The following is a 22,204-nucleotide window of genomic DNA, read 5'->3' as shown; positions in this document are numbered from 1 at the left end:
CCCGGTCCAATACCGGGATCATCTGTTAACAGCTTAGACTCTTTTTATTTCCTGTCCATTTTATAGGTTACAGTTCACAAGGGGGGGCTGCTTTTCGTTTGATAAGAGGCTTTATACTATATGCTCTGATGCAGGCCCGGAACTACCTGTTTTTTCCGTGATACCACTCCTGGAAGCTCCACCATCCCGTTCTGCAGCTTTTTCCCGAACGCCTCTCCGGCTTTATCTTTCATTGTGCCGGCCGCAAGAAGGGTGGAGTCCGCCTGCAGTACATCAGTGATCATTAATATATAAAGATCCAATGCTTCTGCCTGCACAGCCTGCTCCATTTTTGCAAGCAGCCCTTCACCCCGGTTTAATATTGCTGCAGCGCCTACCGTATTCACTTGAGCAATACGTACCTTCAAGCCGTTCATATCAAAATCTTTCATGTCGGTCTGTATTAAATCAGTATCATTCGTCGTACTCCAGTCTGTACCTGCCTTTAAAAGGCTGAGTCCATATGTTTTTATCTCTACCCCGGCAGCTGTTGCCAGTTCTTTCGCAGCCTGCCTGTCTTTTAAAGCAGTAGTTGGGGATTGAAATAACAGGGTATCGGAAATAATAGCTGAAAGCATCAACCCCGCTTCTTTTTCCGGTATCTCAACTCTGTTTTCCCTGTACAACTGGTATACGATTGTCGCTGTACATCCTACCGGCTCCGTTCGAAAGTATATCGGTTCTTTCGTTTCGATATTCGCAATTTTATGATGGTCAATTATTTCTTTAATACGAAAGCTTTCCAGGTCATTAATGCTTTGCTGTCGTTCGTTGTGATCCATTAGTATTACCGGTGTGTCTTCTTTAAGCCCGCGAATTAATTGCGGTTTTTTCTGTTTAAAGTATTCGAGCGCATAAGTGGTTTCGTTATTTATTTCTCCCAGTCTTCCCGCCTGGACCTCTTCGCCCAGCCTCTTTTTTAAATACGCGTAGGCGATAGGTGAAGCAATTGCATCGGTATCTGGACTTTTATGACCAAAAATAAATGTCGGCACAGACCTTACTCCTTGTGTTTTTTGACATTTTATTTAAATGAGTGCTTCTTTCTTTTTTAAATGATAAAAAGCCTCCTGCAGATAAGCAGAGAGGCCTGTATGGCACGTATATTATAAAAAACTGATGGAGGTAATGGATTTCATAATCTGCTGCACACCTGTCAGCATGGTCGGCATTTGCTCAATACTCATAAACGGCACAACAACGTAAAACATAGAAAGACCCATTACCATCATTAATACAATTGGGTTTCGCAAACTGCAGACCTCTTTTCTCCGAAATAATTAATTAAACACTATCATATCAACCCAAATATGATTTTTGTGTTTTATTATTCACTTGTAACGTAAACGTAATTTCTTTAATCTTTTATTCATCAAATGGTTATTTTTGTTACTTATTTTACCCGGAATTCATTCTTTGCTGGCTCCATGGAATTTTAAAACCTACAAGTTCAATCTGCAGTTGATCGATACGCTTTGTCTGACCTTCTACATATCCGTGATCATGAAGAACATTAATAATTTCCTGTATTTCGTCCCACTGCTCATTGCTTGCTGTATAAGGCACTTCCAGAATAACAATGTCATCATGCTCTTCAACTGTAGAACAAAACTGATGGTTTTTAACCCAGTTTATACCTTTCCCCATAGTTCTCCCCTCCAAGTGATATTGGACCTATGAATATATACCCTTTCACCTATGATGTACACTTGAAATTATTAAAAAATCGATTTTTTCTTTGTCTTTTTCCCAGCATTTCCGCGTATCCGTTTACATTTTTTTATTTGTCTTAATGCACGCTGACGGTTTACTTTCAGTCAGATCCGCGTTACATTATAGAATGATTATTAACCTTACATAATGCTTTTCATTATATAGTCATTTTCTCACAAGATGATCCAGTACAGCATGGTATTTCAAGGACTCTCTTAAGAATTTGACTCGTTTCCTTTCTGGGAACGGGTTTTTTGCGTTGTGTGGCGATATTACTTACGTTCAGGAGGTGCAGGATGAAAAAGTCGCGTGTTCTTTTTATTGGCTTTATGCTTTTCTCGTTATTTTTCGGAGCTGGAAATTTAATTTTCCCGCCATTTCTCGGCTATTCTGCAGGAGACAATTTCACACCTGCAATCCTTGGATTCCTCTTTACGGGAGTGCTTCTTCCCATCCTTGCCATTATGGCTGTTGTGCAGGCACGATACGGACTTATCAGCATGGGCAGCAGAGTTCACCCCATGTTTGGCCTGATGTTTGCCGCGCTGATTTATCTATCCATCGGAGCATTATACGGTATCCCAAGAGCTGCTAACGTAGCCTATGAGATCGGCTTCGTTCCGGCTGCAGGTATCGGAGCCTGGTGGACACTTTTACTTTTTTCCTTACTTTTTTTCGCGGTTACCCTTTGGCTGAGCTTAAACCCCGAAAAGATAGTCGATCGCCTGGGCCAGTGGCTGACGCCTATTCTATTTGTTACTTTAGCTGTTTTATTTGTACGGGCATTTTTTATTTTCGATACGAATCCTTCTTCAGCCGAGGCCCCTTATAATAGTTCTCCTTTTATTGGAGGATTTCTTGAAGGATACTTGACGATGGATGCTCTCGGCGCTCTTGCCTTCGGAATGGTTATTGTTAACAGCTTGCGTACGCACGGAGCATCCTCTAAGCGTGAACTGATGTCAGGCGCCGCAATAGCTACTATAGTAGCTGGAATTGGTCTTTCTATCGTCTATGTTTCGCTCGGGTGGATTGGCGCCCGGATGTCACAGCAGGAGGGAATTACGGACGGGGCCGGTATTCTTGAACCAGCCGCAGCCATGCTTTTTGGCCCATCCGGCAGCTTCTTTTTTGGACTGATCGTTCTGCTTGCCTGCCTGACCACCAGCGTCGGCCTGATAACGGCCTGCTCTGAATTTTTTCACAGCGTCATGCCTCGTGTCGCCTATAAATCGTTTGTCGTCTTTTTTACAGTCATCGGGATGCTGGTCACTAATTTAGGCTTGTCTTTAATTTTAAGCATCGCAGTGCCTTTACTTGTATTTATTTACCCGCTCGCTATTGTGCTCATTGTACTTTCGCTTCTCAGACCTATTATTGGTGAAGGCTCCCTAATGTATCAGCTCTCGATTACCTTTACAGGAATCTTCGCGCTTTACGAAGGGCTTTCAAGTGTAGGGGTCTCCGCCCCTGCTGTCACAAGCATTCTTCAGACCTCGCCATTTTTTGAGCAGGGGCTTGGCTGGGTGATGCCTGCGATTATCGGTGCAGCCGCCGGATACCTTCTCGACAGACTGATGCCTTCACATTCCCCGCAAAAGACTTCCTTTAACGAAAAGTAGTATTCCATAAAAAAACTGCCCCTTTTCAGGAGCAGTTTTTTTCTATTCAATGCCGTCACCATCGCGAAGCTCTTCCCGGTAGGCAAATAAGAACAGCAGAGAAACCAGGAGTGCACCGCCGATTAGGTTACCAATACTTGCAGGAATTAAGTTAAAAAGCAGGTATTCGTACCAGGCATGCTCAGTATCTGAAAATACGCCCATACTGAAGTAGCCCATGTTCGCGGCGCTGTGCTGAAAATTACCGGCAACAAATAAAATGACTGGAAGCGCAGTTGCCACTACTTTTCCTGTAACGTCTCTCGCGGCTGTAGTAAGAAACGATGCCATGCCGATTAACCAGTTAGCCAGAATACCGGATAAAACAACCTGGAACCAGCCGATGCCGCCGGACTCTTTGAATTTCATTTTGTCCGATAAATATACTTGCAGTTCTCCGTAAAATTCCGGCGTCAAGGACCCGGAAAGCTGAATAACTGCGGCAACGAATAGCGCCCCGACCATGTTTCCGATGTATGTCGCGAACCAAAACCTTGCAATAGGCATAAAATAGACGCTGGGCTTTCGAAATAAGTAACTCGGGAGCAGAATATTGATTTCTGTAAATAATACAGCACCTGATAAAAACACCATAACATAAGCCGCTGTAAAACCAAGCCCCGAAAGCAGATAGTACAGCCCCTTCGCTTCTACACCTGTTGCAAGGAGAATTGAAAAAACCGCCCCGAAGGTCATAAATGACCCTGCCAGAATTGCCAGCAGAAACTGTGCCTTGAATTCCTTGCTTAAGTGGTTACGTCCATTTTCACCAAACGCCTGCACCACCTCGGGCGGTTCTTTATACTGCCGGTCGGCTGCCCCGAGCTTTTGTTCTTTCGGCATAATACATCTCTCCTTCTCCTGATCTCTGCTACAGGAGCAGTACAAAGGAAAAACCCCGAAGCAATCGGGGTTTCCGGTTTATCTTTTTCCTTTTATACTCAGCCTTTTACCAGAGCTTCTTTTCCGTAATATGAAGCCTTGAACAAGTCCTTCATCTGCTCGAAGGATGTTTCCCTTGGATTGGTGCCGGTACATGGATCGCTTAGTGCATTTTGAGCCATTGTATCCAGGTGCTCCTCGAAGTCCTTTTCAGGGACACCGAATTCTTCAAGCGTAACAGCCAATCCTAAATCTTTATTGAGTTCAAAAATATACTCTATAAGCGAATCTGTCAATTCTTTATCTGTCTGTCCTTCTAGATGCAGACGGCGTGCAATTTCTGCATAGCGGTCTTCTACCACTGCACGGTTGAACTCAATAACATACGGGAGATAAATCGCGTTGGCATAACCGTGCGGAATATCGAATGTAGGCCCGCTTTTATGAGCAAGGCTGTGCACATTGCCAAGCACCGCGTTCGCAAACGCCATCCCGGCCATCGCCTGGATGCTGTGCATCTGCTTTCCGGCTTCGTGGTCGCCATTATACGATGCTTTCAAATTATCTTTAATCACTTCAGCACCGCCGAGAGCAAGAATGTTAGTATACAAAGTCCGCGGCTTGGCTACGTAAGATTCGATCGTATGGGTAAAAGCATCCATACCCGTGTAAGCGGCAATATGCTTCGGCAGATCTTCCACCATCACTGGATCAATAATAGCTATATCCGGCGTCAGACCAAAGTCTGCAAGTGGATACTTAACGTTTGTTTTTTCGTCTGCCACTACTGAAAGATTGGAAACTTCAGAACCACTGCCGCTTGTCGTAGGAATACCGGCAAATTTCGCCTTTTGGCGGAGACGCGGCAATTCAAAAGGTTTTGTTGCATCTTCAAAGGAAAGCTCAGGGTGTTCATAAAACAGCCACATCGCTTTAGCAGCGTCCATCGCGGAACCGCCGCCGATGCCTATAATCCAGTCAGGTGCAAAGGAACGCATTTCTTCTGCTCCTTCTTTGACCATTTTTGCGGTTGGCTCCGTATTATATCCTTCAAGAACTTCAGTTTCAATATCTGCTGCAGCAAGGTGCTCCTGAATGCGGTCTAAATTGCCGTTTTTTTTCACAGAGCCGCCGCCAATAACGAGCGTAGCTTTTTTTCCTTCAAATGTGCGCAGTACTTCAAGCGCGTTGTCTTCAAAATAGATGTCTCTTGGAATCGTAAATCTGCTCATTAGTGAAGCCTCCTTGGTATTTTAAGCTAAACGAAGATGTCTGGTAAGATTGATGAACATCTATTTTAACCACAGAATAGGCATTTCCTTTTAGTCCGGAAGATTAAACATGGCAGCCTTCTCTTCCATGTTTATAAGCATAAAAAAAGCCCGGAGACGGGCCTTTTTTATGCAGATTCATCTTTTGCGAGTGCACTGTTCAAGTCTTTTTTGACACTTTCCATGACCTCAGACTTAATTTCATTCAACAGGTCACTTTTTGAATCACCGATCAATTCATCATGCAGCTGCTGCACTAATTCCTGCTTTACATCTTCATATAAATCATCTTTTAATTCGTCAATCAGCGAATGCTTTACATCTTCGACAAGCTGGCTGGTTGCTTCTTCGGAAATGAACGACGAACCTTCTTCTGCGTTGTCTTCTTCGGCTGCCGGTTCTTCCTGTTCCACTTCACCATTGTTTTCTTCTGCTTTTTCTTCGTTGTCTTCTGATGAATTCTCCTGCTCCTGCGAAGAGTCTGCTTCTTCGTTTTCTTCCGCATCGTCGTCTTCTGCAGCCGGCTCTTCCTGTTCTTCTTCACCTGACGCTTCTTCTTCACTGCTACCCGCTTCAGAAGAATCTTCATCCGCATCTTCCTCACTGTCCGCTGGTTCCTGCTCTTGTTCTCCAGAAGCCCCGTCTGTATTTTCTTCGGGCTGGTCCTCGCTTTCACCGCTGTTAACCTCGGCCATGATTTCATCAATCATTCCTTTTTTATCTGTAGAGGAGAGCTCCAGGCCGCTCTCTTCTGCAAGAGCCTGAATGTCTTCTATACTCTGCATATATAAATCAATTTCCTCATCTTCGCCATCTTCATTCGTAATAACGACGTTTGCCTGGTCCTGATCTTTTTCTTCAGATGAGGAATTCTCCTCCTCATTTTCGCTGCTCGGCTCTTCCTGTTCTTCTTCCTCAGGAAGCTCTTCGTCGCTTTCTTCCTGGTCCTGATTTTCTTCGTTTTCTTCGTCCTCCGACCCCTGGTCTTCTCCGCTGTCTCCACTTTCTACTTCTTCCATGATTTCGTTAATCATATCCTCTTTTTTGGTGGAAGATAATTCGAGGCCGCTTTCTTCAGCAAGAGCCTTGATATCTTTCACACTCATCATGTAAAGATCTACTTCTTCATCTTCACCATTTTCATTCGTAATAACAACATTTGCCTGTTCTTCTGATGATTGGTCGTTTTTAGCCAATGCAATCCCTCTTTTCATTTCTCTCGTCCGAGAATATATTATTGGATTTTGTTCACACAAAATGGATGATAATCTGCCGGATTTCTTTTTGAAATTCTTCAGGAATGCGTTTTTCATATCTTGTCGAAATTACGCAGTGATCCTCCCGCTGAATTTCTGTAATCGGATATTGAAATATCAGTTGGTCATCTTCATCTTTTACATAGAAAATCATGCGTGCCCGTTTTTTTACGCCGTTAGCATACCGTCCTTTACCCTGCCATTGTGGAAATCGAAACCCAAAGGTGTATTTGCCGTCTTTCTTCTCCCCCGAAGCCTGTTTATCCAATGGAATGCGGATATTTACTATTCGCCCAGGAAGAACTAACACGAGTAACATCTCCTTATTGATGAGTGTTTTTCACCGTGACGGATTTTCCCTTTTAATTTTTGGCCTTATTAATATCATTACCTTTCCTGAAGGCTTTTAATCTTCTACTAAGGAACTAATTTTACGCTTCAGCCTGTCACAGGCACCCATCTGGTGCTGTTCACACAATAAAGCCCCCTGCAGGTGTCAGGAGGCTTCGGGCTGTCAGACAGTATATTTATTATCTTCGATCATCTTCTGAATTCTGCGGGCATACTGTCTTTCATTATAAGTGAACAGCACATAATTTTTTCCTGTCGTTTCAATAAAAAGCTGACGCATAGTACCTCCCGGGACACCAATTCTTACAGCATCAGCTTCTGTCCCACTGTACGTGTTGTCAAAATAAAGGTTTGTAATAGTATTTTTGGGTATTTTTATTTTAGAAAACATCCACTTGATTACAATATTTTCTTTATCTTCTTTAATTTTAATTCCCAACATTACATTGCCTCCTTTTACAAAACTTTATCATTAACAATATTAGAAATAAATGTATTTAATAATCGGACTCATTAATAAAAACGCTCCGGTTTCTTTATTTCAAAGAAACCGGAGCGTTAATAAAAATTTCTGCCGTCTATTACTTCATTACTGCTTTATAAATTTCTTTTTAAAGCATCTACATACCCTTTTACGGCCCGCTGGCTGACTTCTGCCTGCGGCGCAATGCCTTCAAAGCCGTGAAAGCACCCTGGATACAGGTGAAATTCTGCCTTTACGCCGGACTGGCTTAACCGCGAGATATATTCTATCGTTTCATCCCGAAACGGATCCGCACTCCCCACCATAGTATAGGTAGGTGGAAGGCCGGAAAAATCCTCTGCCTGGGCTGGAGAAGCGTATGCAGGCACGTCCTCAGTAAGATCGCCGAGATAGGCTTGCCATGCCGCCTGGTTTGAATAATAATTCCATACCCTAGTATCCGTAATTTCCTGGCTGGAAACAGTAATATTTCTATAATCAAGCATCGGGCAAAGCGGCATCTGGAAAGCTACTTCCGGGCCGCCCCTGTCTCTTGCCATCAAGGATATAGCTGCTGTCAGTCCCCCGCCGGCACTGTGCCCTGCTACTCCAATGCGCTCTGCGTCTATACCGAGCTCACCAGCGTGCTCTGCCACCCACTTAAGCCCTGTATAGCAGTCCTCCACTCCGGCGGGATAAGGATGCTCCGGGGCAAGCCGGTACGCCACAGAGATAACTACACATCCTGCTTCGAGCACAAACCTTTCGCACAACTCATCATTCATCTCCGGGGTACCGCTCAAATATCCCCCTCCATGAATCCAGTATAAGCCTGGAGAAATTGTTTTTACCGGCATGACCGGCTCATATATGCGAACCCGTATATTCTGCCCTTCCTCATGGCCGGGGATATGTTTGTCTGTGACTCTTACTTTACTCCGGCTGATGGGAGCTTCCCCTTCAAAGGCCTGTTTTGTCAATACACGGCTGTTTCTGATTTCTTCACGCGTTGAAAACTTCATTTCCGGCAGCCCATCCAGTACTGTTTGCAATTCATTCTGAATTTTTTCTTTCATTTCTGGCTCTCCTGCTTTCTGCTGATGGCATAAACTGTATTACAATAAACATTAATTGTATGCGCTTTCAAAAAATGCCAGAGGTACTGGCTATGCTGATATTTCAATTATAATGGCTGCTGTATTCATCTACAATCACTAAATGAAAAACAGAAAAAATATTTCAAAGCATAAATTTATTCAGACCTTTGTTAATCAGAAGGCAGGTTCAGCTGCCAGGAGACATTAAATTTATCCTGAATCCAGGCGAAGCGTTTACTGAACCCATAATCCTTTAAAGCCATCAGCTTTTTACCGCCCTCGGAAAGATGATTGTACAAGTACTCAATCTCCTGGTCGGATTCACAGTTAACAAAAAGCGAAAAGGAGGGTGTGAATGTAAAATCGTGCTTCACGTTACTGTCCATGCATATGAATTCCTGCCCCTGAAGAGAAAGTACGGCCTGCATAACATTTCCTTCTTCCCCGGATTCGTGCGGCCCATACCGGCTCAAGCTCACAATTTTTGCTTCATCAAGCAGGCTCGAATAATAATTAAGTGCTTCTTCTGCGTTCCCCTGAAACATAAGAAAAGGTTTTATTGCTGCCATCGGTACCCGCTCCTTTTATTTTAATTCTTTCTGTTTATGTTCCCTTGATGAGAATCTTTGAAGCAGGACTCCAGACTTAGTTTTTCTTTATTAACCAACAGGTATTGTTATCTTTGTAAAAAATTATATATATGGTCCTATCCTCCTTCAGTGCATGCTGCCTTACAATAAAAGAAAATTCAGTAGAATGGAGGGTGGCGGTGAATACGAAGATGACGATGCCATGGATCATAATGGCAGCAGCAGTGGAATTTCCAGTCCTTCTGCTGTCTGTCGGCTGCTTCTTTGCTCTTACGGGATTTCTGCATATCCCAGCCTACATCTCCCTGGTGAGTGTTTTTGTGATCCATTACTTTTACTATGAACAAATATTTCATAAAAAATGGCGGCAGGCCCTGTTCGTTGTCGTAAACACCTGCTGTATTACCGCTCTTCTCTTTTTTCTCGGATCGATTTAATAATAGTTTTTTCAAGCAGCGCTCGTCCCGCGCTGCTATTTTTTTGACATTAAATGCGCAAATAATATTCATGTTTTAGTTTATTCGGCTGTTTTTTGAGGAAGGAGAGGATTATTGATATTTTTCATATGGATATATTGTGATTTATTGCTTGTAGTTTCCTGCGTTTCTTAATTTTCACAGCCATCATGAAAAGACAAAATAAAAAGGGGGATATCAATGAGTGAACAGAAGGACAATCAGCAGTCAAAATTAAAGCTGATTGATTACAGTATTTTTGTACCGGCTCTTTTAATCATTATTGCCATCTGTATACCGCTTGCGTTATACGAAACACGCAGCATGGAAATTTTAAATGGAATTTTTGATTCCATTGTAGAAGTATTTACTTGGGGGTATCTCTGGTACGGTATAATTCTTCTTGCTGCCGGACTTTATTTTTCTTTTTCCAAATATGGAAAAGTCGTGCTTGGAGATCCATTATCAAAACCTCGTTTTTCTCTATTTGAGTACGCCTCGATTCTCATTGCTATGGGGCTCGGCTCCACTATTATGCGTACCGGAATGGTGCAGTGGACCTCCGTAGCAAGCGACCCGCCAAACGGCGTGGAAGTTGGTTCCACCGAGGCGCTCATGTGGGGGAACTCCTACAGCATGTTCCTTTGGAGCTTTCAGACATTTGCTATTTTCGTTATGGCGGCGCCGGCAATGGCGTACATTCTTCATGTGCGCAAACGTCCGTTGATGCGAATTTCCGAAGCGTGCCGCGTACTTTTTGGTGATCGATTCACTGACGGCATTGGCGGTAAATTTTTGGATGTAATTTTCCTGATCAGTATTCTGGCAGGTGCTGCAGTAACGCTTGGACTCGGGTCTCCGATCATTACCAACAACCTCGCAGAGCTGCTTGGAATCGAAATAAGCTTTGGCCTTACGCTGATTGTGACACTCGTTTGGGTGTTCATGTTTTCTGTAAGCGCCTATCTCGGCATTGAAAAGGGGATCAAACGCCTGAGTACGTTTAATATGTACTTAGCGGGGATATTCGCTCTGTTTATTATGATAGCCGGACCGGGAATATTTATCTTAAATTATTTCACAGGCAGCCTCGGCTTTCTTATGACTAACTACATTAACATTTCCTTTTATACTGAAGCCCTTTCTTCCGGTGAGGCCAGTTATATAAAGGGTAACACTGTATTCTGGTTCGCCTATAATGCTACATGGGCTATGCTGCACAGCGTATTTGCCGCGAAAATTTCCCAGGGCCGTACGGTCAAAGAAATGATTTTGACGTATCTAGCGGCTCCAACGATTATCTCCTGGGCAGCTACGGGAGTTCTCGGCGGACTTGGTGTAGACAGATTTTTAAATGGAAACCTCGACGTGCTGAGTATTGTGGAGAATCAGGGCAATATGGCAGCTATTCCGCAAATTTTGACTACACTTCCACTCGCTGGTCTTGCGTTGGTCATCTTTATGGTTGTCGCATTGATCTTCTTAACAACGACACTTGACTCTACCACTTATACTATCTCAGCGTATGCAAGCACCGAAGATATGAGTAAAAATGAGCCTTCTAAATTTCTTCGTATTTTGGTAGCTGTCATCATCACTACGCTGGCCTTGATCTTAATGAGAATCGGAGGCCTTCCTCCGCTCGAAGTTCTTTCTGGCCTGATGGGGCTGCCGATCATCGTCATCCAGTTTCTGACGATTGCAGCAGCGAAGAAAATGATGGATCAGGACAAAGCATGGATTCACAACGTAAGAGAATAAGAAAGCTTTTGCCGGGCCTCCTTATGGAGCCCGGTTTTTTATTAAGAAGAAGACCGTCAGCTGGGCTAATCCCCTCTTCCGTGTTAAAGTTAGAATATTCTAACATAGGGAGTGAATAGATATGGAGGCAAAGCAAACCGTATATGTTAATACATTTACAGATGGCATGCTGGACCCGGCTCTTGAGATGGAATATAAGGTTAAGGATGGTGGCCGGATTGTAGCCAATACCACCCCCGGATGCTGGGGGCCGATGATCACCCCTGCCCGGCGGACATGAAGTAACAAAGCCGGTGTATGTCGAGGGCGCAGAAGTCGGCGACGCTGTTGCTATCCGGATCAAATCTATTGAAATCACCTCTCAGGCTACAGCCTCCGGCAATGACAAAGCGGTAGACGGCCGGTTTGTCGGTGATCCATTCGTTGCTGTGCAGTGCCCGGGCTGCGAGCAAATGCACCCAAAAACAGTGATTAAGGGCATTGGCCAGGAGGCGGTCCGGTGCGCCAACTGTAACCAGGATATCACTCCGTTTGTATTTACAAACGCCTATACTATGGCTTTCAACGATAATAAGTCGATTGGGCTCACCCTTTCACAGGAAGCGGCTGAAAAAATTGCCGTAGACGGAAAGAATTACATGAACACTCCCGAAAATTCGATTCAAAACCCAGTAGTAACCTTTGCGCCTCATGACATTATTGGTGCAGCAGCCAGAACCAGACCTTTTTTAGGCCAGCTCGGCACTACTCCATCACGCGCTCTGCCTGATTCCCATAATGCTGGGGACTTCGGACAGGCATTGATCGATGCTCCCCATGAGTACGCTATTACTAAAGAACAACTGGAAGAACGAACAGACGGGCACCTTGATATCAGCCGTGTCCGGGCCGGAGCTGTATTAATCTGCCCGGTTAAAGTCCCTGGAGGCGTCATCTATCTTGGTGACATGCATGCCATGCAGGGAGATGGGGAAATTGCCGGCCACACTACTGATGTTTCCGGCATTGTACATCTTCAGGCCGATGTTTTAAAAGAAGTAAAATTAGACGGCCCGGTACTGCTCCCCCTGATTGAAGACCTTCCCTATACGGCCAAGCCTTTTAGCGGGCAGGAAAAGAAAGAAGCCCTCGAGCTTGCCCAGCAATGGGGGGTTACTGAACTCGAAGAGGCTCACCCAATATCTTTTATTGGCAGCGGAGCGAGCCTGAACGAAGCGACGGAAAACGGAATGGCCCGGGCAGCCAAAGCGCTGGGTGTCACCGTGCCTGAAATTATGAATAGAGCAACCATTACAGGCTCTATCGAGATTGGAAGACATCCCGGTGTAGTTACTGTTACTTTTTTAGCGCCGGAACCACTTCTTGAAAAGGCCGGGCTTCTTCCTACGGTAAAACACACCTACGAGTAATGGCATACGTTTCTGCTTATTAGCAGCTTCCATTAAAAACCCCGGCTGGACGGCAGCCGGGGTTTCCTGTGTTATAAGCAAGCTTCACTGGCAAATTCAATTCGGGAAACATTTTAAATGTGTTCATTTCTGACAACGAGTACGTCGCACTCCGCTCTGCGGACAATGCTTTCCCCAACGCTTCCAAGCAGTAGACGCTCTGCACTGCTGACCCCGGAGGCGCCGGAGACGATTAAGTCTGCCTCGTATTTTTCTGCAGCATCCTTTGGAATCACCATTTTGGGTGAACCGTACTCCAAAGCAAATGAAACGTTGGGAACGTTGCTTTTTAATGCAAGCTCCCGGTATATCTCAAGCAGATTTCTGCCGTTTTTCTTAAATATTTCAATGACGTTGCTCCTGGACTGCTCTACTGACGATACGAGTGGTGTGTGAATAACGTGGGTAACCACAGCTTTTGCTTCTTCCTCCTCTGCCATCGCCAGACCGGCACGAAAGGCATTGGCTGACATTTCTGAGTCATCTACTGCGATCAGAATGCTATTATATTTTTCAATATCGCGTTTATTTCTAACTACCCAGGCGTCACATTCTGCATTCCGCACAATACCTGCGGAAACGCTTCCAACAATAAATCTTTCAAATGTTCCTATTCCTGAAGCCCCGCAGAGAATCAGATCCGCTTTAAATTTTTTCGCTATATCTTTTGGAATAGTAGTTTTAGGAGAGCCGTTTTCTAAAAATACGGTTATATCCCTCAGTCCTGCATTTTCGGCTTCCTCTCTGGAGGAAGCGATAATTTCTTCCCCTTTTTCCTTTGAGGCCTGTAATAAATCTGTAGTATGAAGCCGGGCCTGGCTGTAATGGTTATAGTCAATAATGTAGCAGATCCCCAACGAACAATCATAAGCTTTGGCGAGTGCAATACCTTTTTTTAATGCAAATTCAGCTTCCACGGAGCCATCTGTTGCCACTAAAATACGATTGTACCTTTTTTCCATTTTGCCTGCCCCCTATCCATCATCGTCAAAACCAGGTGCTTCCGGAAATAATTTTTGCTTCCGTAAGCCCACCTATCTTCGTTCTCTCTCCATTATAGCATTATCTTCAGTTTTTCTATTGTACTTTTTTTGCCAAATTATACAGTGGAGTTCTTCGCCTATATGTTTCATAATAGACATAGATAGAGAAATATTACGCTTTTGTTTTAGGTCATTTCGTGCTCGACAAATCTACTTCTGTAAAGAAAGCGGGGCGTTATCATGATCAAACATTACCAGAATATTCTCACAGCTGTAGACAGCTCGGATGAATCCATGCAGGCATTCCGCCGCAGTCTCTCACTCGCCAGGAAACATCAAAGCCGGCTGACGGTCGCCCATGTCGTGGAGTACAGAACCTTGAACCGCCTGATTCAATATATACCAACCATTATGGAAACTGCGGGAGAACAGGGAAAAGTACTTTTAGACTTGTACAAAGCAGAAGCTGAAGGGGCTGGCATTGATATTCAGACCATCATGGAGACCGGCGTACCAAAAACCATCATCACTAAAGATCTCGCCCCGGATTATGACACAGACTTGATCATTACCGGCGCCTCCGGGGCAGGTACAGTTGGACGATTCATTATGGGAAGTGTTTCTACAGGGATCGTGCGCAATGCTAAATGCGATGTGCTCGTCGTCCGGAAAAAGGATTCAGACAGTGACTACAAAAGGATTATCATTGCCATTGACGGCTCTAAAGAAGCAGAGCACGCCTTTAACAAAGGAATTGCCCTGGCAATTGAAGAAAATGCAGCCGTGCTGATCACCCATGTAATTGATTCAGTTGTACTCACTTCCATGGAGCAGCATGACACCGGGCTGTTTATCGAAATGGAAAGCTATTCGGAAAAAATGCTCGAAGAATACCGGGAAAAAGCAGTGAAGGCAGGGATCGAACATGTAGAAGCTGAGCTTCATCATGGTGCTCCCAAGGTCGTTATAGCGGAAGATTTGGCTAAAAAGTATAAAGCCGACCTTATCATCGTTGGCGCTTCCGGTTTAAATACTACAGAGCGATTTTTCCTTGGAAGCGTCTCGGAAGGAATCGTGCACCGGGCCGATTGTGACGTTTTACTTGCCCGCCTCCCGGAAGAAGAACAATAAAATATAACCAGCAGGCCTTTCCCGGAAGAATCCCCGGAGAAGCGGCCTGCTGGTTATTTGTTCTTTATACTCTTACCATGGGTACGCTGGCATTTATGCCTGAGCCTGTTTGTTATTTTTCGGGATGAAAAACAACCTTTACATAATTTCCTTTTCCGTTGATTAAATCATCAAAGGTTCCCGGTCCATCCGACAGCCCTGGCGTATGTGAGATCATCGGCTTTACATTGATCTGGCCGGTACTCATATAATGAAGCGCGGAGGTCCATTCCTTTCCGGGAAACGGTGACGATATCGCGTTCCAGGAGCCGAGTATCCGCAATTCATTACGCACAATACGCTCGAAATAAAAACGTTCAATCGTAATATCTGCGTACGGGATGCCCATAAATACGACCTCGCCGCCCTTCTTTGGAAGAGCAAGCACCTGCGCAGACGTCGCAGGTGCTCCTGCAGATTCCACTGCAAGATCCACCCCGTATCCTCCTGTGTGCTCCTGCACCTGCTCATGAGCCGGGCGCTGACTCGAATTGATCAATACATCCGCGCCTACTTCCCCGGCAGTTTGCAGCTTTACATCATCGATATCAATCGCATACACCTTTTTCGCCCCAAATATTTTCGCCCACTGAACTGCCAAAAGGCCAATGCTTCCGCATCCCATTACGGCTACTTCCGCTCCGGGCTGGATACTCGTACGGTAAAAACCATGAGCCACTACAGCTGCTGGCTCCACGAGGGCAGCTGTATCATAATCCACCTGACTGGGCAGCGGCAGAACATTTTCGGCGGGAAGTTTGACGTATTCAGCATAGGAGCCCGGGTGACGGGCACCGATCACAGTCAGATTTTCACAGCGTGAAAGCTCTCCTTTCTGACAGCTCAGACACTTCCCGCACCGAAACGTTGGACATCCTGCCACGCGGTCCCCCTGCTGTATCCCTGATACACCGGGACCGGTCTCCACGACCTCTCCTGCGAACTCGTGGCCAAAGATCATTCCTTCTACGTAAGGGCCCAGCTTTTTGTAGCGGGAAATGTCGGAGCCGCAAAGACCTGCAGCTTTGACTTTAATAACAACGTCATCAGCGTTTTCAGCCGCCGGCTTTGACGCCTCTTCGAACCGAAGGTCCTGCTGCCCGTAAAGTTTTAGACTTTTCATGCTCTTCTCCCTTCAAAAGTAACGATATTACGATTCTGAATTCGCTGATTCGTTTTTTACTTTTTTCTTTCCAAACAAAATTTTTATTAACGCCGCACCAACAATAATCGGGTTAAAAATCATTTGGTAGTCGTAATAAAATTCACCGATCGCACGCATTGGTCCCAACATAAAATCAAGCATTAATTCTGTCATAGTTTTCCTCCCTGATGCTTTTTCGCTGAGTATTTTTCGCCTTTGACGGCGGACAGGGAGCTCTTCCTTTTCCAGGCTCCCTGCCTTTCCATACATTAGTACCTGCATATTCCCACCAGGTACTAATCCACAGGCGTAAGCAGTACTTTAATAGCTTCTCCGTCTTTAATTTTTTGGTAGGCCTGGTCCCATTGTGTGATGTCAAATTCATGAGTGACCATTGCCCGGGCATTCACAAGCCCACTGTTCATCAGTTCAAGGGAAGGCTCCCAGTCCGCGGGCTTCTGGCTTCGGCTGCCGACCACACGAATTTCCTTTTGAATTACTTTATCAAAATCAAATTGAATATCCGGTGTTGTGAAAATACCCACCTGAGCGTATTGACCTTTTTTTCGCAGCAGGCTAATCGCCTGCTTGGCCGCTGGAACAGCTCCTGAGCATTCGAAAACGATGTCTGCCCCGTAGCCATCAGTTACGCTGTTGACGAATTCATGAAGATCTTCTTCCTGCGAATTCACAACGTAATCAATTCCAAGCTCTCTCGCTTTTTCCAGACGCACTTTATCATTGGTAAGCCCAGTAATAATAACTTTGGCTCCCCTGCTCTGCGCCACCTGGGCAGTAAACAGGCCAATCGGCCCCGGGCCGATAACGACCGCAATGTCTCCGTCCGAGATCTCTGTTTTAGCTACCGCGTGGTGTGTGCAGGCTAGCGGTTCTGTCATCGACGCCGACTGATAATCGACGTTTTCAGGGAGGTGGTGGAGACTCGCTTTCCGGGCGATTAAATACTTGGCAAAGGCTCCGTCGTACTGATTGCCAAGCCCTTTGCGCCAGCTGCATAAGTTGTAGTCGCCAGCCCGGCAATACCGGCACTCGCCGCAGATATAAAATGTCGTTTCGGAGGTGACCCGGTCCCCGGGCTTAAAATCACTGACTCCTTCACCGACTTCTACGACTTCACCGGCAAATTCATGGCCAAGCGTGACCGGCGCATTAACTTTATAATGACCTTCATAGGCATGAATATCAGTGCCGCAGACCCCGGCATATTTTACTTCGATTTTCACCTGGTCCTTCCCGGGCGTCGGCTCCTTTTTGTCCTGTACTTCGATACTTCCGTGCTCTAAATCGGTTTTCACCAATGCTTTCATATTCTTTTCCTCCCGATGTGTTAATTTTCATGCATGTTTTGCCTGAGAGGGGAATTAGTTAAACAGTTCGAAGAATCTCCAGATGAGCCAGTTGATCAGGTTTCCGCCCTGGTCAATACTTGAAATTCGTGCGGAATCCTCCGGCATGTCGAAATCAGCGTTTTGAGCCATTGTTGTAAATACGTTGGCGATATCTGTAGCCATGTATAGTGAAAGGGCGATCATCACGGTACCTACCAGCACAGAGTGTATAATGTTACCTCTAGCTGCTCCGACGATAAATGCAACAACAAATGGAATAGTTGCAAGGTCACCAAACGGAAGCAGAGCGTTACCAGGCAGAAATACTGCCAGTACGACCGTAATCGGCACGAGGATCAATGCAGTAGCAATAACTGATGGATGTCCCAAAAGAACGGCCGCATCCAGACCGATATAAATTTCTTTGTTGCTGAAGTGTTTGTTCAACCAGTTTCTGGCTGACTCTGATACAGGCATTAAGCCTTCCATCAAAATCTTAACCATCCGCGGCATCAGAACCATAACAGCAGCCATAGCCATGCCGATTTCAATTACTTCACCTACGCTGTACCCAGCCAGGGCCCCAATTGCAACACCGAGGAACAGCCCGATAAAGATGGATTCACCGAACACACCGAACCTTCTCTGAATGCTGTCCGGATCTGCATTCAACCGGTTAATTCCAGGAATTTTCTGCAGGCCTTTCACAAGAAAAATACCTGGTGCGTATGAAACGGTACTTCCTGTAGCAATCGATACGCCGGGGAGCTCATAGAAATCACTCACCATTGGCGCGGTCCAGTCAGCGATTTTTAAGGTTACAATTTGGAAGATTACTGCAGCGATAAGTCCTTGAATGATACTGCCGGATACGGTGTATACTACAGCAGCCATAAATGTATAATGCCAAAAGTTCCAGATATCCACGTTCATTGTTTTGGTTGTCTTTGTCAGAAGCATAACAACGTTCACAAGCAAGCCTAACGGAATAATAAAGGCTGCTACTGCCGTAGAAGCCCAGGCAATAGATGATGTCGCCGGCCAGCCGACGTCAATTACGTCCAGGTTGACTCCTAATCGATCAACCATTCCCTGCGCTGCCGGGCCTAAGTTATTAACCAGCAGGTCAACTACAAGAAATATACCTACAAATGCTACCCCAATCGTTAAGCCGGACCGGAAGGCTTTTCCCGGCTTCTGCCCGAATAACAAACCGAGCAAAAAGATAACCACTGGTAAAATTACTGTTGCCCCGAGATCTAAAAATCCCTGCACAAGATCTACAAATCCTTGCATGCCACTTCCCCCTCATACCTGTAATAATGAGCCCGGCTTCCCTTTTAAAACAGGAAACCGGAGCACTGTTATTTTTTCAATTCATCCAGAATTTCCTGTTTCGTATCTTCCATACCGATACCTGTCAGGAAGGAACGTGCATTGATTACTGGAAACGGATATTCCTTTTTGATCGTAGCTGTCGTTACCAGTAAATCAGCAGTATCAACATAGCTTTCTACTTCAGCTATTTTAATTTGTTTAAGGTCCACGGATAGTTTGTGTTCTTTAGCCATATCTTCAATAGCGCCGTTAACAACTGTGGAAGTTGCCACGCCTGCTCCGCATGCTACTAGTACTTGTTTTTTTGCCATTATTTTTCACCTCCTTTAAGGGATAACGCATCCAATTTTTCTTCCATGATATGCTTGATCTGTTTTTCATCAGACGTGCTGACAAGTTCATTTAAAACACTCTGATCCTGGAATACCTGCATAAGCTGCTGCAGCAGCTTCAGCTGAGAATGAGCCTCATCCATGGCAAGCATAAATACAATCTTGACCGGAACCGTTTCCGTGTCGTCTCCCATGACGATAAAGTCCACAGGCTCCTTCAGTATTCCTACACTGATTGCTTTTTGCTGTACATGCTCTACATCTGTATGAGGAATGGCAACTGCAATGTCGCCTGTCGGCAGGCCGGTAGCATATTCATTCTCTCTCTGGATCACCGCTTCAACAAAGCTTTGTTTTACCAGTTTGTTGTTCACTAAATTTTGTGCCATTGTCCGCAATACTTCTTCTTTGGATCCCCCGTCCATATCTAAAAGAATCACAGGAGTATCAAAATACAAATCGCTCATCAGGCCCCTCCTTGGTGAAATTGAAATCTTACCTGGTTAGTCTTTGGAATACGACTGAATAATTTTATATATATCTTTGATAGAATCAGCGGCTGTTATTTGATCTCTTGCGGTTTGTGAGCCTGCAAGCTTCATTAACTGCATCAGTGCGTGAATATGCTTCTGCTTATCCACAGCAGCAATGACGATCACCAGATTAATTCGGTATTCTTCAGAAAAAAGAACCCCTTCCTTCAGTCTTAACAAACTCATTCCTACTTCATTTACCCCATCTTCCGGAGAAGCGTGGGGAATCGCAATATTCGGCCCTATGACAATATAGGGATCTTCCTCGGTATAGTGCAGCATACTGTTTACATAGTCGCTCGTGATACTTTCATTTTCAAGCAGCGGAGCGGCAGCCGTTTTGACGGCCTCTTCCCAATTCTCCACGTTGCTCTCCAGGGTAATGGAGGCTGGAGTGATTAATTCATCCAGATTGTATTCAGCCTTGCCCATGCTGTAATTCACTGAGTTTTCATTATCCTTATTAATATAATTCTGAATATCTTCTATAAGTGCACTTTCATTATGAATATGAGCATGGCGGCCAATAATCTGTATGATTTCATCGATATCCAGGTGGTTTGGCAGATAGCCGTAAAGCTCGAGCATTACCTGCTTACGGAGCCGCTGCCGTTCTTCCCTGCCTAAAAATGTTTTTACTACGAAAAGCTTCTTGTTGGTTTCAAGAAATGTCGGCGCAAAGACGATGTCATACTCCAGATGGTAATGAAGAAATTCCCGTACCGATAAAGAGTCCAGAAAAACAAATTCCGGAAAAAGCTCACTCAGCTCATTAAGCATCAGTCTTGAAACGGACACCCCTTGAGGGCATACCACGATGGCTTTTACTTTCTTTTCAATACTTTCGCCCTGTCTTTTCATCCAGCCCCCGATCAGCATTGTAATAAAGCTGCTCTCACTGTCCGGGATTCGGCTGCCGATCAACTGTTCAAGCGGTGCCGTGGATTGCTTTACGAGATGGTGCAGCGCTTTGAATTCTTTACTCAGCGGTACCTGTGTGGATGATGTCTCCGACAGCTGGTATTTGATACGGTAATAAGCCGGCTTAATGTGCTGAAGCAGCTTATTAAGCAGCTGGTCGCGCTCGTGTAAATACACACAGGCGCTTTTCTCAAACTGGCGCAGCATATCATCTGTGGCGGCGCCTAAATTCGGGACCACATCGTCCTCCATCGGAAAAGAGATGCTGTAGACACTTGCTGTCAGCAGGTGCAGTGTGACAAACAACCGCTCTTCCATCGGAATGTGTTCATTTTTTTTAAATATCTCCTCTGTTGCCTGATACTCTTTCGTATCCGAAAGCTCTTCATACTGGATGGAAAATGTATTAACAGCAAAGCCTTTTTTAATTCTTTTTAAAATTAAAGCTAATATATAAGGCATTGTTTCCAGCTTTTCATCAGTAAACTTCAGGCTGAGCTTGTTTTCGACATTTTCAATCCGTTGGCGGTAATCGTCGAGCTCTTCCTCGTCAATTCCAGCTATCCTTTTGATCCTCGTCGAACCGTCCTGCATGAACAGCAGCTGGTACGTAACGTTCATCAACAACTTCCGGATCTGAAATTCCTTTCCGTCAACCAGATAACCCTCTTTGCGGGAATACTTGATTAGAAGATGAAAGTCATCAAGATACTGCTGGGCTTCTTTCAGCTCATTCAATACGGTGTTTTTACTCAGCTGCAGCTCACTTGTGAAATGATTTAATGAAAGCGGCTCTTCGCTGCTGACGAGCATCATAATGAGATAATAAGTACGCTGCTTCCCAGTGAGTATTGGCTTTTCAGCCGCAATAATTTCTTCATCCATACCGAAGTTTGTGTAAACGGACTGGTCAATAATGAAATGCCCCTGGCGCGTTCTTTCAATAACCGGAAGGTCCTTGCTTAAAAGCCAGTCGTTTACTTTATTAATGCTGTATCCCAGCTGTCTTCTTGTCAGTTGATGCTTTTCTTCAAGCGCCATGCTAGTGACCGACGGATTTCGGATTAGTTCATTTAATATTTCATTATCCCGTTCACTTAGCGGCATTTCCTTCCCCCCTTTGGTTAATTTTTATTCTATCAGCCGTCGCAATCGAAATGTATACGTTTTCATCGCAGTCTTTTGAACATTTGCTGTACAATATTGTGATTTACATTCCACAAACCAACTTCGTACATTGATACATTAGGCTTAATGGTATATATATGTACTTGAATGGTTTAACAAATTCGGTGGCCTTCAATATTTCTTTCAAGCAATAATTGTATATTTTTGTCGACAAAAAGAACAGCTGCCGGCGGCAGCTGTTCTTCCAGATTGTTGAGAAACAAAATAAAAGCGTCATGTTTGTTCGTGGATCGTTCGATCCACGTTCTTTTTTGGCTGG

The 22,204-nt window shown here is 44.8% G+C and carries 22 protein-coding genes and 1 pseudogene; 5 read left to right on the top strand and 18 right to left on the bottom strand.

The window, feature by feature from the left end:
* Positions 1-116: 116 nt before the first annotated feature.
* From ACTRXG_RS16100 to ACTRXG_RS16090, 3 genes are all read right to left on the bottom strand, one after another.
* On the bottom strand, positions 117-1,034 hold the full coding sequence (locus tag ACTRXG_RS16100; protein WP_474285940.1) for a manganese-dependent inorganic pyrophosphatase: 918 nt from the start codon (positions 1,032-1,034) through the stop codon (positions 117-119).
* Positions 1,035-1,145: 111 nt separating this feature from the next.
* Positions 1,146-1,292 (bottom strand): hypothetical protein, encoded by a 147-nt coding sequence (locus ACTRXG_RS16095; protein ID WP_474279113.1) that lies wholly within the window; start codon positions 1,290-1,292, stop codon positions 1,146-1,148.
* A 145-nt stretch (positions 1,293-1,437) separates the two neighbouring features.
* Positions 1,438-1,686 (bottom strand): hypothetical protein, encoded by a 249-nt coding sequence (locus tag ACTRXG_RS16090; protein ID WP_474279115.1) that lies wholly within the window; start codon positions 1,684-1,686, stop codon positions 1,438-1,440.
* A 362-nt stretch (positions 1,687-2,048) separates the two neighbouring features.
* On the opposite strand from ACTRXG_RS16090, the gene brnQ reads away from it, so the two are divergent.
* Entirely contained in the window at positions 2,049-3,374 is a 1,326-nt protein-coding gene (gene brnQ, locus ACTRXG_RS16085) for a branched-chain amino acid transport system II carrier protein (protein ID WP_474285938.1), read from the top strand.
* 42 nt (positions 3,375-3,416) lie between these two features.
* On the opposite strand, the gene ACTRXG_RS16080 is transcribed toward brnQ, so the two are convergent.
* The 7 genes from ACTRXG_RS16080 to ACTRXG_RS16050 all read right to left on the bottom strand — a co-directional run bounded on the left by ACTRXG_RS16080 (position 3,417) and on the right by ACTRXG_RS16050 (position 9,302).
* Positions 3,417-4,256, bottom strand: a complete 840-nt coding sequence (locus ACTRXG_RS16080; protein WP_474281553.1) for a formate/nitrite transporter family protein — start codon at positions 4,254-4,256, stop codon at positions 3,417-3,419.
* A 98-nt stretch (positions 4,257-4,354) separates the two neighbouring features.
* Positions 4,355-5,527 (bottom strand): iron-containing alcohol dehydrogenase, encoded by a 1,173-nt coding sequence (locus ACTRXG_RS16075; protein WP_474262907.1) that lies wholly within the window; start codon positions 5,525-5,527, stop codon positions 4,355-4,357.
* Positions 5,528-5,694: 167 nt separating this feature from the next.
* Positions 5,695-6,762: a hypothetical protein gene (locus ACTRXG_RS16070; protein ID WP_474285937.1), complete on the bottom strand. Its 1,068-nt coding sequence runs from the start codon at positions 6,760-6,762 to the stop codon at positions 5,695-5,697.
* A gap of 52 nt (positions 6,763-6,814) precedes the next feature.
* Positions 6,815-7,132 carry a hypothetical protein gene (locus ACTRXG_RS16065; protein ID WP_474262903.1) on the bottom strand — a complete coding sequence of 106 codons (318 nt, stop codon included), beginning with the start codon at positions 7,130-7,132 and terminating at the stop codon, positions 6,815-6,817.
* A gap of 204 nt (positions 7,133-7,336) precedes the next feature.
* Complete coding sequence (locus ACTRXG_RS16060) at positions 7,337-7,615, bottom strand: SunI/YnzG family protein (RefSeq protein ID WP_474262901.1); 279 nt, start codon at positions 7,613-7,615, stop codon at positions 7,337-7,339.
* Between the two features lie 155 nt (positions 7,616-7,770).
* Positions 7,771-8,712: an alpha/beta hydrolase gene (locus tag ACTRXG_RS16055; RefSeq protein ID WP_474285935.1), complete on the bottom strand. Its 942-nt coding sequence runs from the start codon at positions 8,710-8,712 to the stop codon at positions 7,771-7,773.
* A 191-nt stretch (positions 8,713-8,903) separates the two neighbouring features.
* Entirely contained in the window at positions 8,904-9,302 is a 399-nt protein-coding gene (locus ACTRXG_RS16050; protein ID WP_474285934.1) for a VOC family protein, read from the bottom strand.
* Between the two features lie 200 nt (positions 9,303-9,502).
* Here ACTRXG_RS16050 and ACTRXG_RS16045 point away from each other — a divergent pair, with 200 nt between their 5' ends.
* The 3 genes and pseudogenes from ACTRXG_RS16045 (at position 9,503) to ACTRXG_RS16035 (ending at position 12,948) form a co-directional block, all read left to right on the top strand.
* Positions 9,503-9,760, top strand: coding sequence for a hypothetical protein (locus tag ACTRXG_RS16045; RefSeq protein ID WP_474262895.1), 258 nt, complete (start codon positions 9,503-9,505; stop codon positions 9,758-9,760).
* A gap of 219 nt (positions 9,761-9,979) precedes the next feature.
* On the top strand, positions 9,980-11,539 hold the full coding sequence (locus tag ACTRXG_RS16040; RefSeq protein WP_474285933.1) for a BCCT family transporter: 1,560 nt from the start codon (positions 9,980-9,982) through the stop codon (positions 11,537-11,539).
* 121 nt (positions 11,540-11,660) lie between these two features.
* Positions 11,661-12,948, top strand: a pseudogene (locus ACTRXG_RS16035) (acetamidase/formamidase family protein).
* A 113-nt stretch (positions 12,949-13,061) separates the two neighbouring features.
* Here the strand turns inward: ACTRXG_RS16035 and ACTRXG_RS16030 are convergent.
* On the bottom strand, positions 13,062-13,949 hold the full coding sequence (locus ACTRXG_RS16030; RefSeq protein WP_474285931.1) for a universal stress protein: 888 nt from the start codon (positions 13,947-13,949) through the stop codon (positions 13,062-13,064).
* Positions 13,950-14,210: 261 nt separating this feature from the next.
* Here ACTRXG_RS16030 and ACTRXG_RS16025 point away from each other — a divergent pair, with 261 nt between their 5' ends.
* A complete protein-coding gene (locus ACTRXG_RS16025) occupies positions 14,211-15,101 on the top strand; it encodes a universal stress protein (protein ID WP_474281545.1) in 891 nt (296 codons plus the stop codon).
* A 112-nt stretch (positions 15,102-15,213) separates the two neighbouring features.
* On the opposite strand, the gene ACTRXG_RS16020 is transcribed toward ACTRXG_RS16025, so the two are convergent.
* From ACTRXG_RS16020 to ACTRXG_RS15990, 7 genes are all read right to left on the bottom strand, one after another.
* Complete coding sequence (locus ACTRXG_RS16020; protein WP_474285929.1) at positions 15,214-16,263, bottom strand: galactitol-1-phosphate 5-dehydrogenase; 1,050 nt, start codon at positions 16,261-16,263, stop codon at positions 15,214-15,216.
* A gap of 27 nt (positions 16,264-16,290) precedes the next feature.
* Positions 16,291-16,458, bottom strand: coding sequence for a hypothetical protein (locus tag ACTRXG_RS16015; RefSeq protein ID WP_474285927.1), 168 nt, complete (start codon positions 16,456-16,458; stop codon positions 16,291-16,293).
* 122 nt (positions 16,459-16,580) lie between these two features.
* Positions 16,581-17,612 (bottom strand): zinc-binding dehydrogenase, encoded by a 1,032-nt coding sequence (locus ACTRXG_RS16010; protein ID WP_474285925.1) that lies wholly within the window; start codon positions 17,610-17,612, stop codon positions 16,581-16,583.
* A 54-nt stretch (positions 17,613-17,666) separates the two neighbouring features.
* A complete protein-coding gene (locus ACTRXG_RS16005; protein WP_474285924.1) occupies positions 17,667-18,929 on the bottom strand; it encodes a galactitol-specific PTS transporter subunit IIC in 1,263 nt (420 codons plus the stop codon).
* A gap of 68 nt (positions 18,930-18,997) precedes the next feature.
* Positions 18,998-19,282 carry a PTS sugar transporter subunit IIB gene (locus ACTRXG_RS16000; protein ID WP_022794068.1) on the bottom strand — a complete coding sequence of 95 codons (285 nt, stop codon included), beginning with the start codon at positions 19,280-19,282 and terminating at the stop codon, positions 18,998-19,000.
* Positions 19,282-19,770 (bottom strand): PTS sugar transporter subunit IIA, encoded by a 489-nt coding sequence (locus ACTRXG_RS15995; RefSeq protein ID WP_474262879.1) that lies wholly within the window; start codon positions 19,768-19,770, stop codon positions 19,282-19,284. The genes ACTRXG_RS16000 and ACTRXG_RS15995 overlap by 1 nt, the downstream gene beginning before the upstream one ends.
* Before the next feature lie 36 nt (positions 19,771-19,806).
* Positions 19,807-21,864 (bottom strand): BglG family transcription antiterminator, encoded by a 2,058-nt coding sequence (locus tag ACTRXG_RS15990; protein WP_474285923.1) that lies wholly within the window; start codon positions 21,862-21,864, stop codon positions 19,807-19,809.
* Positions 21,865-22,204 lie beyond the last annotated feature (340 nt).

This window comes from Marinococcus sp. LNSP9103-4 (genome assembly GCF_056034345.1).
This window is presented reverse-complemented; position numbering and strand designations above follow the sequence as displayed.